Annotated in this window: 13 protein-coding genes; 3 read left to right on the top strand and 10 right to left on the bottom strand. The window is 71.4% G+C overall.

The window, feature by feature from the left end; genetic code table 11:
• The first annotated feature begins 50 nt into the window (after positions 1 to 50).
• A complete protein-coding gene (locus tag BCF44_RS07130; protein WP_379799920.1) occupies positions 51 to 1,280 on the top strand; it encodes an MFS transporter in 1,230 nt (409 codons plus the stop codon).
• Here BCF44_RS07130 and BCF44_RS07125 read toward each other — a convergent pair.
• From BCF44_RS07125 to BCF44_RS07095, 7 genes are all read right to left on the bottom strand, one after another.
• Positions 1,217 to 2,533 carry an NlpC/P60 family protein gene (locus BCF44_RS07125; protein WP_116173321.1) on the bottom strand — a complete coding sequence of 439 codons (1,317 nt, stop codon included), beginning with the start codon at positions 2,531 to 2,533 and terminating at the stop codon, positions 1,217 to 1,219. The two genes, BCF44_RS07130 and BCF44_RS07125, sit on opposite strands and share 64 nt — an antisense overlap.
• Positions 2,534 to 2,786: 253 nt before the next feature.
• A complete protein-coding gene (locus BCF44_RS07120) occupies positions 2,787 to 4,322 on the bottom strand; it encodes an AMP-binding protein (protein WP_116173320.1) in 1,536 nt (511 codons plus the stop codon).
• A gap of 13 nt (positions 4,323 to 4,335) precedes the next feature.
• The gene (locus BCF44_RS07115) at positions 4,336 to 5,130 is read right to left on the bottom strand and encodes an SIR2 family NAD-dependent protein deacylase (RefSeq protein WP_170217376.1); all 795 of its coding nucleotides are present in this window, start codon (positions 5,128 to 5,130) and stop codon (positions 4,336 to 4,338) included.
• Between the two features lie 10 nt (positions 5,131 to 5,140).
• Positions 5,141 to 5,767 (bottom strand): ABC transporter ATP-binding protein, encoded by a 627-nt coding sequence (locus BCF44_RS07110; protein WP_116173319.1) that lies wholly within the window; start codon positions 5,765 to 5,767, stop codon positions 5,141 to 5,143.
• Complete coding sequence (locus BCF44_RS07105) at positions 5,767 to 6,438, bottom strand: ABC transporter ATP-binding protein (RefSeq protein WP_116173318.1); 672 nt, start codon at positions 6,436 to 6,438, stop codon at positions 5,767 to 5,769. Before BCF44_RS07105 ends, BCF44_RS07110 begins: the two co-directional genes overlap by 1 nt.
• The gene (locus tag BCF44_RS07100) at positions 6,431 to 8,941 is read right to left on the bottom strand and encodes a hypothetical protein (protein ID WP_116173317.1); all 2,511 of its coding nucleotides are present in this window, start codon (positions 8,939 to 8,941) and stop codon (positions 6,431 to 6,433) included. Before BCF44_RS07100 ends, BCF44_RS07105 begins: the two co-directional genes overlap by 8 nt.
• 175 nt (positions 8,942 to 9,116) lie before the next feature.
• Positions 9,117 to 9,467 (bottom strand): hypothetical protein, encoded by a 351-nt coding sequence (locus BCF44_RS07095; protein WP_116173316.1) that lies wholly within the window; start codon positions 9,465 to 9,467, stop codon positions 9,117 to 9,119.
• Positions 9,468 to 9,634: 167 nt separating this feature from the next.
• Here BCF44_RS07095 and BCF44_RS07090 point away from each other — a divergent pair, with 167 nt between their 5' ends.
• Entirely contained in the window at positions 9,635 to 10,138 is a 504-nt protein-coding gene (locus tag BCF44_RS07090; protein ID WP_116173589.1) for a DinB family protein, read from the top strand.
• 33 nt (positions 10,139 to 10,171) lie between these two features.
• On the opposite strand, the gene BCF44_RS07085 is transcribed toward BCF44_RS07090, so the two are convergent.
• Positions 10,172 to 10,849, bottom strand: a complete 678-nt coding sequence (locus BCF44_RS07085; protein ID WP_147328417.1) for a Crp/Fnr family transcriptional regulator — start codon at positions 10,847 to 10,849, stop codon at positions 10,172 to 10,174.
• Positions 10,850 to 10,898: 49 nt separating this feature from the next.
• Between BCF44_RS07085 and BCF44_RS07080 the strand changes: the two genes are divergently transcribed.
• The gene (locus tag BCF44_RS07080) at positions 10,899 to 11,966 is read left to right on the top strand and encodes an effector-associated domain 2-containing protein (RefSeq protein WP_147328416.1); all 1,068 of its coding nucleotides are present in this window, start codon (positions 10,899 to 10,901) and stop codon (positions 11,964 to 11,966) included.
• On the opposite strand, the gene BCF44_RS07075 is transcribed toward BCF44_RS07080, so the two are convergent.
• Both BCF44_RS07075 and BCF44_RS07070 read right to left on the bottom strand, forming a co-directional pair.
• The gene (locus BCF44_RS07075) at positions 11,967 to 13,169 is read right to left on the bottom strand and encodes a glycoside hydrolase family 18 protein (RefSeq protein ID WP_116173313.1); all 1,203 of its coding nucleotides are present in this window, start codon (positions 13,167 to 13,169) and stop codon (positions 11,967 to 11,969) included. It lies immediately after the preceding gene.
• A 102-nt stretch (positions 13,170 to 13,271) separates the two neighbouring features.
• Positions 13,272 to 14,453 carry an ArsB/NhaD family transporter gene (locus BCF44_RS07070; protein WP_246014873.1) on the bottom strand — a complete coding sequence of 394 codons (1,182 nt, stop codon included), beginning with the start codon at positions 14,451 to 14,453 and terminating at the stop codon, positions 13,272 to 13,274.
• Between the last annotated feature and the right edge of the window lie 54 nt (positions 14,454 to 14,507).

The raw sequence follows: 14,507 nt of genomic DNA, 5'->3' as shown, positions 1-14,507 counted from the left end.
GGGGCGGGGTTGTTTGATCCGGAGCGAGCCGGCCGCAGATGATCCGGTTCATGGGTAGGGACTTCGGCCGGCTGTGGGCCGCGTACGCCGCGAGCACGGTCGGCACCTGGTTCGCGTTCGACGCCTTCCCGCTGGTGGCGATCCTGGTGCTGCACAGCAGCCCGGCCGAGGTGTCGCTGCTGGCCGCCACCGGCCTGGTCGTCGGCGCGCTGCTCGCCGTGCCGCTGGGACCGTGGATCGAGTTCCGCCGCAAGCGCCCCGTGATGATCGCGACGGACCTGCTCCGGTTCGGGGCGCTGCTGACCCTGCCGCTCGCGTATGCCTTGGGCGGCTTGGCTTTCTGGCAGCTCGTGGTCGTGTCGATGGTGGTCGCGGCGGCGGACATCGTGTTCACGGCCGCCAGCGGGGCGTTCCTGAAGTCGTTGGTGGCCGGACCCGATCTGCTCGCCGCCAACAGCCGCTTCGAGGCCACCACCTGGGCAGCGACCGCCGTCGGCCCACCGCTGGGCGGGGTGGCGATAGCAGCGGTTGGCCCGTTGACGACGGTCGTGGCCAACGCCGTCAGCTTCCTGCTGTCGGCGCTCGGCATCCGCTCGATTCGCCATGGCGAGGCCGTTCCCGGCCTCGTGCCCCGGCTCACTCTTGCCGAAGTCTTCGACGGCTGGCGGCACATCCTCCGCCACCCCGTGCTGCGGCCGCTGTTCCTCAACAGCGCCCTGTTCAACGGGCTGCTCATGGCCACCGCGCCGCTGCTGTCCGTGCTGATGCTCGGCGACCTCGGCTTCGCACCGTGGCAGTACGGCCTGGCCTTCGGTATCCCCTGCCTCGGCGGCCTGGTCGGCTCTCGGCTGGCCCGCCCGCTCGTGGCCCGCTTCGGGCCGCGCCGCGTGCTGCTCGCCACCAGCATCCTGCGCGTGATCCCCGTGCCGTTCCTGGCCCTCGTGACGCCGGGGCTGCCCGGGCTGCTGCTCGTGATCGGCGTCGAGTTCGGGATCATCACCTGTTGCAGCGTCTACGCCCCCGTGTCTGCGACCGCCCGGCTGGAGAACTCCACGCCCGACACCGTCGCCCGGGTGCTGTCCGCGTGGTCCGTCACCACCAAGGTCAGCATCGCCGCCACCACCGCCGGCTGGGGCCTGCTGGCCGGCCTGCTCGGCCCCCGCACGGCCATCGCCGCCGCCGGCATCCTGATCCTGCTGACCCCGCTGGCGATGGTTCAGAGGACGCGGGTGGCGTACGGCATGATCTCGCCCCAGCGCACCGGCACGACCCGGACGTAGGAGCCGGAGTACGGCGCCTCGATCATCCGGCCGCCGCCGATGTACATGGTGACGTGGTGGATGTCGCTGGGGTTGCCGTAGAACAGCATGTCGCCGGGGGCCATCTGGGACAGCGGCACGTGCGCGCCGGCGTAGTACTGGTAGCCGCTGTAGTGCGGCAGGTAGATGCCGACGCCGGCGAAGGCGTAGACCATCAGGCCGGAGCAGTCGAAACCGATCTTGTTGTAGTCGCCGTAGTAGTCGGCGTCGCCGCCGCCGTCGCTGAAGCCCCGGCTGGGGCCGCTCGGCGTGCCGCCGCCCCACGCGTACGGCATGCCCAGCTCGGCCATCGCGCGGGCGATCACCGCGGCGGCGCGACCGGCGGCGGCCACGGGGACGGACGGCGGTGCCGGGCGGTTCGCCACCGGACGGCTGGCCGCCGCGGCGGCGGCTGCGGCGGCCGCCGCTTCGTCTTCCTTCTTCTTCTCCGCCTGCCAGTCGTCGTAGCGCTGGCGCTGCGCCTGGAGGTCGGTGACGTTGGCCTGCGCCGCCGACAGCTGGCTCTCCATGTCCGACCTGGACGCCTGGAGCTGTTTCTCCTGGTCGGCCTCGGCCTGCCGGGCCGCGATCGCGGCCGCCATCGCGGCGTCCACCTTCTTCTTGGCGGCGTCGGCCTCGTCCTGCTTCTGCTTGGCGATCTCCAGCGCCTTGCGGGCGGCGGAGTCCTTGTTGGCCCGGTCCACGTCGGCGCGCTGCGCCACGTCCATGGCCTTCAGCTCGGTCGCGCTGACGGCGTTGAGCATCTGCACGCGGGCCAGCAGGTTGTCCGGGCTCGTGGCGTCGAACAGGGCGGAGAAGCCACCGACGGCGCTGCCCTGCGAGAAGCTGGCCGCGGCGAAGTCGTCGAGGCGCTTGCGGGCGTCGTCCGTCGCCCTGGCCGCGGCGTCGGCCTCCAGCTTGGCGGCCGACGCGTCGTCGCCGGCCTGCTTCGCCGCCGCCTGCGCCGCCTCGAGGTCGACCCGGGCCTTGTTGACCTCCTCCATCCGGGCCTCGACCTGGTCCTGGAGGTCGGACAGCTTGGCGTCGGCGGCGGCCACCTGGTTGGACAGGTCGCCGACCTTGGCCGCCTTGTCCTTGACGGCGTCCTGGCCGGCGCTGATGTCCGAATCGGAGGGGTTGCTCGGCGGCGGGGGCAGGGCGGCGCCGGGCGCGGCCGCTCCCACCAGGACGGCCAGGACCACCCCGGCCAGCACTGTCGCTCGGACTCGGACCACCGCACACCTCCTCGCGCGGCTGGGCCGAACGGAGCAGCAGCACTGCGCCGAACGGCGTCAACCAGGCACGATGCCACTGTGCCACTCGTGCCCCATCTGACGCCACACATCCCGTTGAAAACTCACCCACCATCAACCACTCGTGTAACACAAACGGCCTAATACGCCCGCGAGTCCCGCCCACGAACAGGGCGAATGCGTGAAACGAATTCACACATTCGCCCTGACGCCGAGCGGGACTCGCGGGATTGGTTCAGTTGACCTTGCGGTCGCGGCCAGACCAATACGGCTCGCGGAGCTTGTACTTCTGGATCTTGCCGGTGGCCGTGCGCGGGATCGACTCCCGGAACTCCACCGACGTCGGCGCCTTGTAGCCGGCGAGCCGCCGCTTGCAGTGGGCGATCAGCTCGGCCTCCCCCACCGCCGCCCCGTCGGCCAGCACGACCAGCGCCTTGATCGTCTCGCCCCACTTCTCGTCGGGCACGCCGATGACCGCCACCTCGGCCACCGCCGGGTGGCTGAACAGGCAGTCCTCCACCTCGATGGACGACACGTTCTCGCCGCCGGTGATGATCACGTCCTTGCGCCGGTCGGAGATGACGACGTGGCCCTCGTCGTCGATCGAGCCGCCGTCGCCGGTGTGGAACCAGCCGCCGTCCAGGGCGTCGGCGGTGGCCTCCGGGTTCTGCCAGTACCCGTCCAGCACCACGTTGGACCGGGCCAGCACCTCGCCGCTGTCGGAGATCGCGATCCGCGCGCCGAGCGCCGCGCCGCCGGCCCGGGAGAGCTTGGCGGCCCGCTCCAGCGGCGGCAGGTCGAGGTCCTGCGGCCGGGTCCGGTTGAACGTGAGCAGCGGCGACGTCTCGGTCAGGCCGTAGATCTGAAGGAACTCCCAGCCGAGCTCGTCCTGCACGCGGGCGATGGTCCGGGTCGGCGGCGGCGCGCCGGCGCACACGATCCGCACCTTGTCCCGCCCGGGGATCTCGCCGCTCCACGTCTGCGCGGCGTCCAGCACCGCGTTCCACACGGCCGGCGCCCCGCACATCAGCGTCACGCCGTGCTCGTCCACGCGCCGCAGGATCTCGGCCCCGTCGACCTTGCGCAGCACGATGTGCCGCGCGCCGACGCCGGTCAGCCCGTACGGCATGCCCCAGCCGTTGCAGTGGAACATCGGCAGTGTGTGCATGTAGACGTCGCGTTCCCACGCCCGCGTGTGCATCGCGAAGGTGACGGCGTTGACCCAGATGTTCCGGTGCGTCAGCTGCACGCCCTTGGGCCGGGCGGTCGTGCCGGAGGTGTAGTTGATCGTCGCGGTGGCGTCCTCGTCGGGCTCAGACCACGGCCGCGGCTCGGTGTCGAAGCGCATCAGCTGCTCGGTCTCCGGGCCGAGCACGAACCGGTGCGCCGCGGTCACCTCTTTCAGCGACTCGTCCAGCTCGGGGTCGACCAGCAGCGCCGATGCCCCGCTGTGCTCGACGATGTACGCGATCTCGTCGGCCCGCAGCCGGAAGTTGACCGGCACGCAGATCCGCCCGCTGGCCGGGGCCGCGAGCAGCAGCTCCATCAGCCGCGCGGAGTTGTGGCTGACGACGGCGACCCGCTCGCCCTCGCCGACGCCGAGCGCGTCCAGGCCGGCCTGCCAGGCGCGGACCCGCCCGGCGAGCTCGCGGTAGGTGGTGGTGGCGACGGGATCGGCCGGCTGGCTCGGCTCGTCCACGATCGCGACGCTGTCGGCGAGGACCGTCTGTGCACGGTCCAGGAAGTCACTGACGGTGAGTGGGACCCGCATCCATGCACCTTAACTACCAAGTCGAAGGATCGCCCCATGTCGACAGGCGCCCCTTGGGCTCGATCGTTTCAGCGGCCACCAGCGCGGGCAACGACTCGCTCAGCGGCTCCCGCACGACGGCGTCGGCCAGCTCGTCGAACGGCGTCGGCTCGGCGTTGCAGATCAGCAGCCGCGCCCCGGCCCGCACGGCCAGCTCCGGCAGCGCCGCCGCCGGGTACACGGTCAGCGAGGTGCCGGCGGCGAGGAAGAGGTCGCAGTCCAGCGTCGCCCGCTGGGCCCGGCGCAGGACGTCCTGGTCGAGCTCCTGTCCGAACGAGATGGTCGCCGACTTGATGATCCCGCCGCACACATGGCACGGCGGATCAGCCTCGCCGGCGGCGACCCGCGCCAGCGCCTCCGCCATCGGCGCGCGGTTCCCGCAGCTCAGGCACTCCGTCTCGATCAGCGACCCGTGCAGCTCGACGACCAGCTCGGGATCGGAGCCGGCGCGCTGGTGCAGCCCGTCGATGTTCTGCGTCAGCAACGCCCGCAGCCGGCCGGAGCGCTCGAGGTCGACCAGCGCCGTGTGCGCGGGATTGGGCTCCGCCGTCCACGCGGGATGCACGGCCCGGCTGCGCCAGGCCCGTTGCCGCACCTCGGGATCGGCGAGGTAGTCCTGCAGCGACGACAGCCGCTGCGCCTCGGGATCCTTGGTCCACACGCCGTTCGGCCCGCGGAAGTCGGGGATGCCGGACGCCGTCGACACGCCCGCCCCGGTCAGCACGGTGATGCGCCGCGACCCGCCGATCAGCTGCATGGCCTCCCGCATGCCCTCCTGGCTACGCCACCAGGCGGCCCTTGTCCAGCCGGAGCCGGCGATCGGCCACCGCGTGCACCCGCGGATCATGCGTCGCCGCGATCACCGCTGTGCCGCGGTCGGCCACCCGGCGCAGCACCGTCAGCACCACCTCGGCGCTGGCGTGGTCGACGTGCGCGGTCGGCTCGTCGGCGAGCAGCACCGCCGGCTCCACCACGATCGCCCGGGCCAGCGCCGCCCGCTGCTGCTGGCCGTACGAGACCTCGTTCGGATACCGGTCGGCGAGGTCGCCGATGCCCAGCTCGGCCAGCACGGCGACGCTGCGCGACCGCGCCTCCGGCGATCCCGTGAGCAGCAGCGGCAGGGCGGTGTTCTCGGCCAGGGTCAGCTCGCCGGCCAGCCCGAGCGCCTGCGGCAGCACGGCGCAGCGCTGCCAGCTCGGCGCGCCGTCCAGCTCCTCGTCCCGGATCAGCACGCTGCCGACGTCCGGCCGGTCGAATCCGCACAGAATGGACAGCAGCGCGCTCTTGCCGGAGCCGGACGGCCCGCCGATGGTGACGAATTCGCCCGGCTCGACGGCGAGATCGACCCCGCGCAGCACCTCGACCCGCCGGAAGGACCGGCCGATCCCGTTGGCCACCAACGCCATCACGCCACCCGCCCCGAGCTCATCCGCACGACCCGGTCGGCGAGGTGGACGAGCCGGTCGTCGTGCGACGCGACCGCCACCGGAACTCCCCGGTCCACCAACACCTTCAGCGAATCCAGCACGAGCCCCGCCGACGTGTCGTCCAGCTGGGACGTCGGTTCGTCGGCGAGCACGACCTTCGGCTCACGGGCGAGCGCGCAGCACAGCGCCAGCCGCTGCTGCTGGCCGCCGGACAGCGCCGGCACGCGGTAGTCGCCCATGCCTTTGAGGCCGACGACATCAAGCAGATCGAGGTCCGCCTTGCGCCCAGCGCCCCGACGACCATTACTTTGGGCGGCGGCGATCACGTTCTGCGCGGCGGTCAGCTCCGGCAGCAGGTTCTCCAACGGGTTCTGGAACATCAGCGCGATGGTCTGCCGCCGCAACGCCCGCAGCTGCCGGTGCGACCGTCCGCTCACCGCCTCGCCGCCGAGTTCGACGACGCCCCGGGTCGGCCGCTCCACCAGCGCCAACACCCGCAGCAGCGTCGACTTCCCGGAGCCGGACGGCCCGGCGAACACGGTGATGCCCTCGTCGGGCACGGTGACCGTGACGTCGTCGATCGCCGTCACGGCACCGGCCGGCGTCGGATAGTCGACGCCGACGCCTTGGGCGACAAGGACATCAGCCACGGATCAGCTCCCCGACTCGGGCGGTGCGCACGCCACGCACCGCGATCCAGCCGGCCACCGCGACGACCGCCAACCCGGCGACCACCGCCAGCAGCACGAACGCCACCGAGTCCGGCAACGCCACCACCGGCCGCAGCCACGGCGCGGGATCCAGGCGCGGCACCGAGAACGCGGCGGTGACCAGCCCGGCCGTCACGCCGGCCACCAGCACCGATCCCGCCACGGCGCCGAATTCCAACAGGTGGCTGACGATCAGAGTGGCGGGCCGTAGCCCCATCCGCGTCGCCAGCGCGCCGGACAGCGCGGTCTGCTTGCGCCGCGCGCCGACCGCGAGCAGCAGCGAGGCCGCGGCGATCACCGCGAGCAGCGCGCCGACCGACGCGATGTAACCGAAGGTCCAGGCCACGGTGTAGAAGGGCAGCGCGTCCAGGGCCATCGCGGTCGTCTTGTACGCGATGTGCTCGATGCCGGCGGCGGAGAGCTGCTTGAGCACGGTGTCGGGGTCGTCGCGGGACCAGACGTAGAACGAGTTGATCTCCGACGCGGTGGTGTTGTCAGACCGGGCCGTCACGTAGCCGACGTTGGACGGCATGCCGGGGAAGATCGGCAGCGTGCCGATCGTGTGCAGCGGCGTGAAACCCGGGACGGTGATCGATCCGGTCGGCGCGCCGCCGACGGCGATCGCCGCGCCGTGGCCGAGCTTGCCGACCAGGTCCAGGGTGTCGGCACGGCGCTCGGGGTCGATCCACGCGCCGTTCGCGAACGTCTTCGGGTCGACCGCGACCATGTTGCTGACGCCCCGGTCGACCACGCCGACCACCGTGACGTGCGCGTCCACTGTGGACGGCAGCGCCGGGTTGCGCTCGCCGAAGGTGGTCGAGATCTGCACGGACGTCGTGGCGCCGATGAGGTTCCCGGACTTGCCGGCCAACGCGTTCTGCTCGGCCCGGTTGACGCTGTTGCCGACGGCGAGTGTGCCGACGGCGAGGACACCCACCAGCAGGACGCCCGTCGCCGCCGTGCTGGCCGCCGCGAGCCGGCGCACCGCCAGCTGCACCGACGGCAGCGACCACACGCTCAGCCGGTGCGACCAGGCCAGCAGCAGCCGCCCGAGCCGGGCGGCGACGCCGGCGATCACCACCACCACGAGCACCGGGAACGCCAGTGCGAAGGCGTCCAGCGGCAGCGTGACGACGCCGACCTTCGGCGTCGGAGCGGTCAGGCGGAGCCACGAGATCACGGCGGCGACCGCGACAGGCAGCTCAAAGGGAATCATCCGCAGCACCCGGGGAATCCGGCGAGCCGCCGCAGGCGCCTGGAACATGCGGTGCGTGCGCCAACTCGCCGTCGCCGTCAAAACAACCGCGGCTGCGGCGACGGCCCCGAGCACAACCAGCGTCGCCCAGGTCGTAGTGCCTGGATCGAGGGCGGCGACCGGGGCGTACCAGGGCAGGGCCAGCCTCGCGACGACCAGACCGACGATCGCCCCGAACAGCAGCGGTCCGCCGAGTTCGAGCAACGCCTTGGCCCCCAACGACACCGGCGAGCTGCCGCGGGCCCACAGCAGCCGCAGCGCGGACTGTCGGCGCTGGCACCACTGCGCCGCGATCGCGCCGACGCCGGCCAGGCCGACCAGCAGGCTGATCGCAGTCAGCGGCAGCACGAAAGCGATCACATTGGACTGGGCCTTGGCCGCCTCGGCGAGGGCCGCCGCGAACGGCTGGCTCACCACCGCGACAGGCGCGAGCCCGTCGGCGGTGAGCCTCGTACGCAGCGCGGTGGCCAGGTGGTCGCTGCGGGCGGCGAGATCCCGCGCCTCCGCCAGCGTCTTCGGCAGCGCGACCGGGAACCGCGCCGAGAGGTCCAGCCGCCGGTTCAGCTTGGCGACGTCCTCGAGCGTCGGCAGGAAGGCGGTCGTGGAACTGACGCCGTCGCCGGCGAGCGGGTTGTTGAAGACCGTCGCGACCTCGCTGCACCAGAACGACGGCAGCGGCTCGTCGAGGTCGGAGTAGATCGCCGTCACCGGCGGGACGGCCGTGCCGATCGCGCCCAGGCCGATGTGCGCGTCGCTCGCGGCGCTCTGTGCCAGCCACGTGCCGTTCGGCGCGCCGCCTCGCACCACGTGCAGGTTGGCCGTCGCGTCGTCGCGGAAGCCGAACCGCAGCCACGGCGGCTGGATGTCGCCGAGGTCCGGGTGGTACGTGCGGGTGTACGCGCCGAACACCGTCTGCGGGAACCCCTGCTGCGCGGCGACTTCTCGGACGTCTCGGGCGACCTTCTCGGCCTGCGAGGGCGTCGCGCCGAGCCCGTTGACCGTCGGCGCCAGCGACTGCGGGCAGGAGCGGCCCGCCTGGTAACTCAGCGCGGCGTTTCCGGTGCTCACCGCACACAGCACGGCCGATGCGGCGACAAAAGCCAGGAGCAGGCCCGTTACCGTCGCCACGACGACGGAACTGCCGCTGCTCAGGCCGGTGCGAGCGGAAGTCCGCCACGGCAGCTGCATTGACGGAGATTAACCGGAGCGGCCGCTTCCTCGTCGGGCTTTGCCCGAACACGAAGGAACCGTGGCGCTTCCTGCCCCATCAGGAAGCGCCACGGTCCTTTTCTCCCCCTTCGGTGCTCACCCGCCCCGTTCCCCGACAACGAGGCGGGTGGTCCCTCCCCCGGTCCGGGCGGTCCTAGACCGCGATCTGGTCCCGCTCGTCCCGGCCGCGCTGCCGGCGGTGCTCGATCGGGTAGAAGTCGTCGAGGAACCGGGTGTTCTCGCGGGCCATGCGGACCCGCTGGGTCAGCTCGTCGTCACCGGTCTGCTGGCGGCTCAGCGTGCGGACCTCCTGCCAGCCGTAGATCACGGCCAGCACCGCGGCGGCCATCACCACGGCCAGCGCGACGGCGACCACGCCGCCCACGTGGACCTGCGTGAGCAGCACCACCACGGCCCAGAGTTGCACCGCGGTGAACACTGCGGTCAGGACGACCCTGGCGAAGACCCGGCCGTAGGGCCTGCGTTCCTCGTTCTGAGTGTTCATCTCTGGTCCCCTCCTCTACCCGCCTGATCAGGCCGGTATGACAGTTGTAGCCCGGCGCGGCGGTGAGTTCTGCGTCACCTGACACAGAACGGAACTTCCGTGAGGAAATTTCGCCGTGCACTTGCACGATGGACACCGCCGGTTCGCCGTGTGGTTCGCTGTCGGGCATGACTGAACGGATCGGACCGCCGCTGACCGCCGGCGAACGGGAGACGCTGCGGGCGTTCCTCGACTTCCACCGGGCGACGCTGGCCGTCAAGTGCGAGGGCCTGAGCGACGAGGACCTGCGCAAGCAGGCCAGCCCGCCGTCCACGCTGTCGCTGCTGGGGCTGGTCCGGCACCTGACCGAGGTGGAGCGGACATGGTTCCGGATGGTGATCGACGGGGAGGATGTGGGGCTGGTGTACTCGCCGTCCATGGACTACCAGGCGGCCTATGACGCCTCTTCGGCGACGCGAGAGGAGGCCTTCGCGTTGTGGGAGGCCGAGGTGGCGCGGTCGCGGGAGATCGAGCTGGCGGCGGAGTCGCTGGACGTGACGGCGTACAACGCGCGGTGGGAGGAGGAGGTGTCGCTGCGGCTGGTGATGCACCACATGATCCACGAGTACGCGCGGCACAACGGTCACGCCGATTTCCTGCGCGAGGCGCTGGACGGGGTGACGGGGGTCTAGGGCTTCCCGCGGTGAGGTTCCGCCACCGGAGCCTCACCGCACCAGTTCGCGCAGCCGCTCGATCCGGTGAATCACGAACCAGCCCCGCCCCGTCGTGATCACCCCCTCCTCACGAAGCTCCCGCAACACCCGTGCCATCGATTCCCTCGACGTGGACGCCGTCTCCGCCAGCTCCTGCTGCGTGAACGGCGAGGCGATGTGCACGCCGTCGACTCCGACCTTCCCCAGTCGAGTGGACAGGTCCAGCAGCAGCGTCACCACCCGCTGCATGGTGCTGCCGCCGCCGTACTCCGCGCGCTGCTGATCGGTCTCCCGCAGCCGCCGCGCGATCACCTGGAGCAGCGACCAGCCGATCCGCGGGTGCGCGTCGCACAGCCCCTGGAGCCGGACCGCCGGCAGCAGCAGCACGTCCACCGCGTCGATGGCGGTCATCGTGGCCGATCGGGGCTCGCCGTCGATCGCGGACAGCTCCCCCAGCACCTCGCCCGGCCCGCACACCGCGAGCATCACCCCGTGCCCGGCCGCCGCCCCCGCGATGACCTTGATGTGCCCGCTGAGCACCACGTAGACCTGCTTGGTCTCCTCGCCCTGGCCGACGATCACCTCGCCGGCGGCGAAGCCGCTGCGGGTCGACGCCGCGGCGAACGCGGCCTGCTCGGCCGGTGTCAGCCGCCCCCAGAACGTGCCGGCCGGACCGGTCAGCGCGATCACCTCCCCTATGGTGTTGGGCAAGAGTAATTGCTGGGAGGGCACGACACGGATGTCTGACCGTCAGCCTTCGGTGTACCGGGCGATCCTCGTGGTCGACGTCGAGGGGTTCAGCGGTGACCACCGCACCGAGGACCACCGCCGGATCGTCCGCGCCGGACTGCGCGAGATGCTCACCGCCACGCTCGCCCCGCTCGGGCACGACTACCAGGCCGGATTCCACAACGACACCGGCGACGGCGTGGTCGTCTTCGTGCGCCCGGACGTGCCGGAGAGCTGCCTGGTGCACCCGTTCCCGCAGGCGTTGGAGACGATGCTGCGCGAGCACAACAGCCGCTACGCGGAGGGCGCGCGGATCCGGCTGCGGGTGGCCCTGCACCACGGGCTGGTGTTCTTCGACGACGGCGGCGCGACCGCCGCGGCGGTGATCCACGCGTGCCGACTCGTGGACAGCGAGCCCGTCCGCAGCATCCTGAAAAGCGGCGAGTCACCCCTTGCGCTGATCGTGTCCGACCACTTCTTCCACGAGGTGGTCGTCAACGAACCGACCGCGGCGCCGGGCACCTACGCCAAGGTTCAGGTCAGCGCCAAGGAGACGGACTGCACCGGCTGGTTGCGCGGGGGCACCACGGTCACCACGCAGGCGGTGCTGCCGAAACCGCCGCCCCTGCCGCCGGTGCTCGAATCCGAGGACGGCGTCGTTCGGGTGGTATCGGGCGGTGAACGCCTGGTCGGTCAGCTCGTGCAGGCGATCCGGCAGTCGCCGCAGCTGCTCGCCGCCACGCGAAGCCGTTGGCCGCAGCACGACCTGCACAGCACCCACGACGAGGCGCTGCACGCGCTGTCGGAGGCGTTCCTGCGGCTGCCGTCGATGGTGGACGATGTCGCCCGTCGCGACGTGCTCGAGGAACTGCCGATGCAGATCCGAGTGTCCATCCCGCGCAACAGCCGCGCCCGCGCCGACGTGCGCGCGATCGTCCGCACGTGCGTCACCCGCAACGGCGGCCTGGCCGCCCTGCTGACGGCCGTGCAGCGCATCGAGGGGGACGACAGCCTCGACATCGACGCGCTGCACGGGGACGTGATCACGATCCTGGCGTCGCTGCTCGACCAGGAGTGATCATCGCCACGGTCGGACCATCGCGGTCAGCATCGACTGGGTCGAATCGTCCTCGGCGATCTCCCATGTGAACGCGCCGCGCAGCCCGGCGCCGCGGGCGTAGTCGGAGCGGATGCCGATCGAGCGCGGGTTCTCGTAGCTGACGAACTTCTGCCCGGCGGCGTTGTACAGCCACGGCGACTGCGCATTCGGGTCCCAGTGCTGCTCCCACGCCGGGTCCGCCAGCAGCTTCTTGATGTCGCCCCAGCTGCCCGGGTCGAAGGTGGTGTCCCACTGCTGGAACAGGCCGTGGTTCGGGCCGGCCTGCGTCACGTGGAAGCCGCGCCCGTAGTACGGCACGCCGAGCACGATCCGGTCCGCCGGCACGCCGTGCTGCTCGTAGTACCGGACCGCGCCGGTGACGTTGTTCCAGCGTTTCATCGGCTGTCCCAATGGATCCGCCGGCACCGGAGCCATCGGCGCGTTGAACGTGGACACCGTGGAGAAGCCGGTGCCCATGTCGTAGGTCATCAGGTTGATCCAGTCCAGCACCGTCGCGATGCCGCCCAGGTCGAAGCTTGCCGCCGGATCGTAGGGTCCCTCGGTCTGCAGCCGGCCCGCCGGCAGCGCCGCCGTGAGCAGCTTGTGCGAGCCGCCCAGGCCATCCAGCTGACGCCGGAACTCCTTGGCCAGCAATGTCGCGTTCTGCCGGTCCTCCGGTCGTGCCGGGATCTCCGCCGGCCCGCCGGACACCGGGAACTCCCAGTCGATGTCGACGCCGTCGAACGTGCCCTTGTAGGTGCCGAAGAACGTGTTCAGGCAGGCGGTGACGAGCTTCTTGCGGGAGGCGTCGGTGAGCGCGGCGTCGGAGAAGCCGCCCGCGCCCCAGCCGCCGACGGAGATCGACACCTTGAGATTGGGGTGGGTCGCTTTGAGCTGCTTGAGCGCCGCGAAGTCGGCAGCGGCTCCGTCGGGCACCGTGCACACGCCGTTCGCGATGGTGGAGAAGGCGTAGAAGACGTTCGTGACGGTGTTGGCCGGGATCTGCGACACCGGGAAGGAGCCGCTCTCCCAGCCGGCGAAGTACGCCCCGACGACGTGGTTGGTCGGCGCGGGCCGGTCGGTCGCGGCGGACGCAGCACCCGTGACCGTGCCGGCCACGGTCAGCGCGGCGAGGCCCAGGCTGGTCAGGCGCAGGACGGTGGCTACACGCAGGGAGGACATGCTCGTCACTCTGTAGTGGATCGATCACGAGGAGCAAGGCGCCGGTGCGTTGAGTGCCCTAAATTCGCCTGTTCAGCCGGTCAGCGCCCAAGGCGCGGCAGGTCAGCCGGTCAGCACCAAGGCGCCGGTGGCGGCGGCCAGGCAGGCCAGCGCGGCGACCAGACCGGTGCGCAGGAACCTCGGCCACGCCACCTGCACGCCCGCCGACCGGCACCGCTCGTACCAGAGCAGCGTCGCCAGCGAGGCCCACGGGGTGACGATCGGGCCCACGTTCGTGCCGATCAACAGCCCGAGCAGCTGGTCGTGGTTGGCGGTCGGCACCACGGCCTCCCCCGCCGTGTAGGCCGGCAGGTTGTTCAGCAGGTTGGACAGTCCAGCCCCGGTGCCGGCGGCCCGGAACACGCCGCCCGGTCCGTCGCTGTCGCCGATCACCGCGTGCATGATGCCGGCCAGGCCGTGGTCGCTGATCGTCTGCACCACGAAGAACAAGCCGGTGACGAACACCAGCAGCCGCCACGGCAACAGGCCCCAGCGCAGCGAATCCCGCTTCCGCACCACGAACACGACGACCACGACCGCCGCGCACACCGGCGACACCACCGCCAGCTCAAGACCAGCCACCACCCCGGCGACGAAGATCACGCAGGCCGCCGCGCAGGTCCAGAACAGCACCGGATCGGCCGGCCTCGGCGCCGCCGGCGGCTCGTAGCGGTCCACCCCGCGCCTGCCCCGGTGCCAGTAGAAGATCCACAGGCAGGCCGCGGTCGCCGCCACCGACGCCAGCTCCGGCAGCACCATCCGCTGCGCGAACTCCGGCGCGCTCAGCGCCACCCGGTTCATCGCCAACAGGTTCGTCAGATTCGACACCGGCAGCAGCAGGCTCGCGGTGTTCGCCAGCCACACCGTCGTCATCGCCAGCGGCGGCCCCGGGATGTCCAGCTTCTTCGCCACCGCCAGCATGACCGGCGTCAGCAGCACCGCCGTCGTGTCCAGGTTCAGCGTGGCGGTGGTGATCGCCGCGAACAGCACGCACAGCACGAACAGCAGCACGAAGTCGCCGCGTGCCAGGATGGTCAGCCGGATCGCGATGGTGTCGAACACCCCCGCCTCGGCCGTCAGCTCGGCCAGCACGATCACCGCGCCGAGGAACACCAGGATCGGCCCGATCCGGACCATGGTGGCCTGCGCCTGCTCGACCGGCAGCAGCCCGCTGCCGAGAAACACCAGTCCGACCGCAAGCAGCCCCAGCGCCACCCAGTCCAGCGCGTCCAGCCTCAGCCGCACCGGCCCATCCTTTCGATCCGCATCGTCCTTGCGCCCCATCACATTCACGGCCGC

Source organism: Kutzneria buriramensis, from assembly GCF_003387475.1.
GTDB classification, from domain to species: Bacteria; Actinomycetota; Actinomycetes; order Mycobacteriales; family Pseudonocardiaceae; genus Kutzneria; species Kutzneria buriramensis.
The sequence above is the reverse complement of the archived record's forward strand: the minus strand, read 5'-3'. Positions and strand labels throughout refer to the sequence as shown.

Excerpts from the sequence above, each read along its gene's own strand:
- BCF44_RS07080 (WP_147328416.1), top strand. The coding sequence starts at position 10,899 with ATGTCTGACCGTCAGCCTTCGGTGTACCGGGCGATCCTCGTGGTCGAC.
- BCF44_RS07120 (WP_116173320.1), bottom strand. The coding sequence starts at position 4,322 with ATGCGGGTCCCACTCACCGTCAGTGACTTCCTGGACCGTGCACAGACG.
- BCF44_RS07115 (WP_170217376.1), bottom strand. The coding sequence starts at position 5,130 with ATGCGGGAGGCCATGCAGCTGATCGGCGGGTCGCGGCGCATCACCGTG.
- BCF44_RS07110 (WP_116173319.1), bottom strand. The coding sequence starts at position 5,767 with ATGGCGTTGGTGGCCAACGGGATCGGCCGGTCCTTCCGGCGGGTCGAG.
- BCF44_RS07100 (WP_116173317.1), bottom strand. The coding sequence starts at position 8,941 with ATGCAGCTGCCGTGGCGGACTTCCGCTCGCACCGGCCTGAGCAGCGGC.
- BCF44_RS07075 (WP_116173313.1), bottom strand. The coding sequence starts at position 13,169 with ATGTCCTCCCTGCGTGTAGCCACCGTCCTGCGCCTGACCAGCCTGGGC.
- BCF44_RS07130 (WP_379799920.1), top strand. The coding sequence starts at position 51 with ATGGGTAGGGACTTCGGCCGGCTGTGGGCCGCGTACGCCGCGAGCACG.
- BCF44_RS07095 (WP_116173316.1), bottom strand. The coding sequence starts at position 9,467 with ATGAACACTCAGAACGAGGAACGCAGGCCCTACGGCCGGGTCTTCGCC.
- BCF44_RS07090 (WP_116173589.1), top strand. The coding sequence starts at position 9,635 with ATGACTGAACGGATCGGACCGCCGCTGACCGCCGGCGAACGGGAGACG.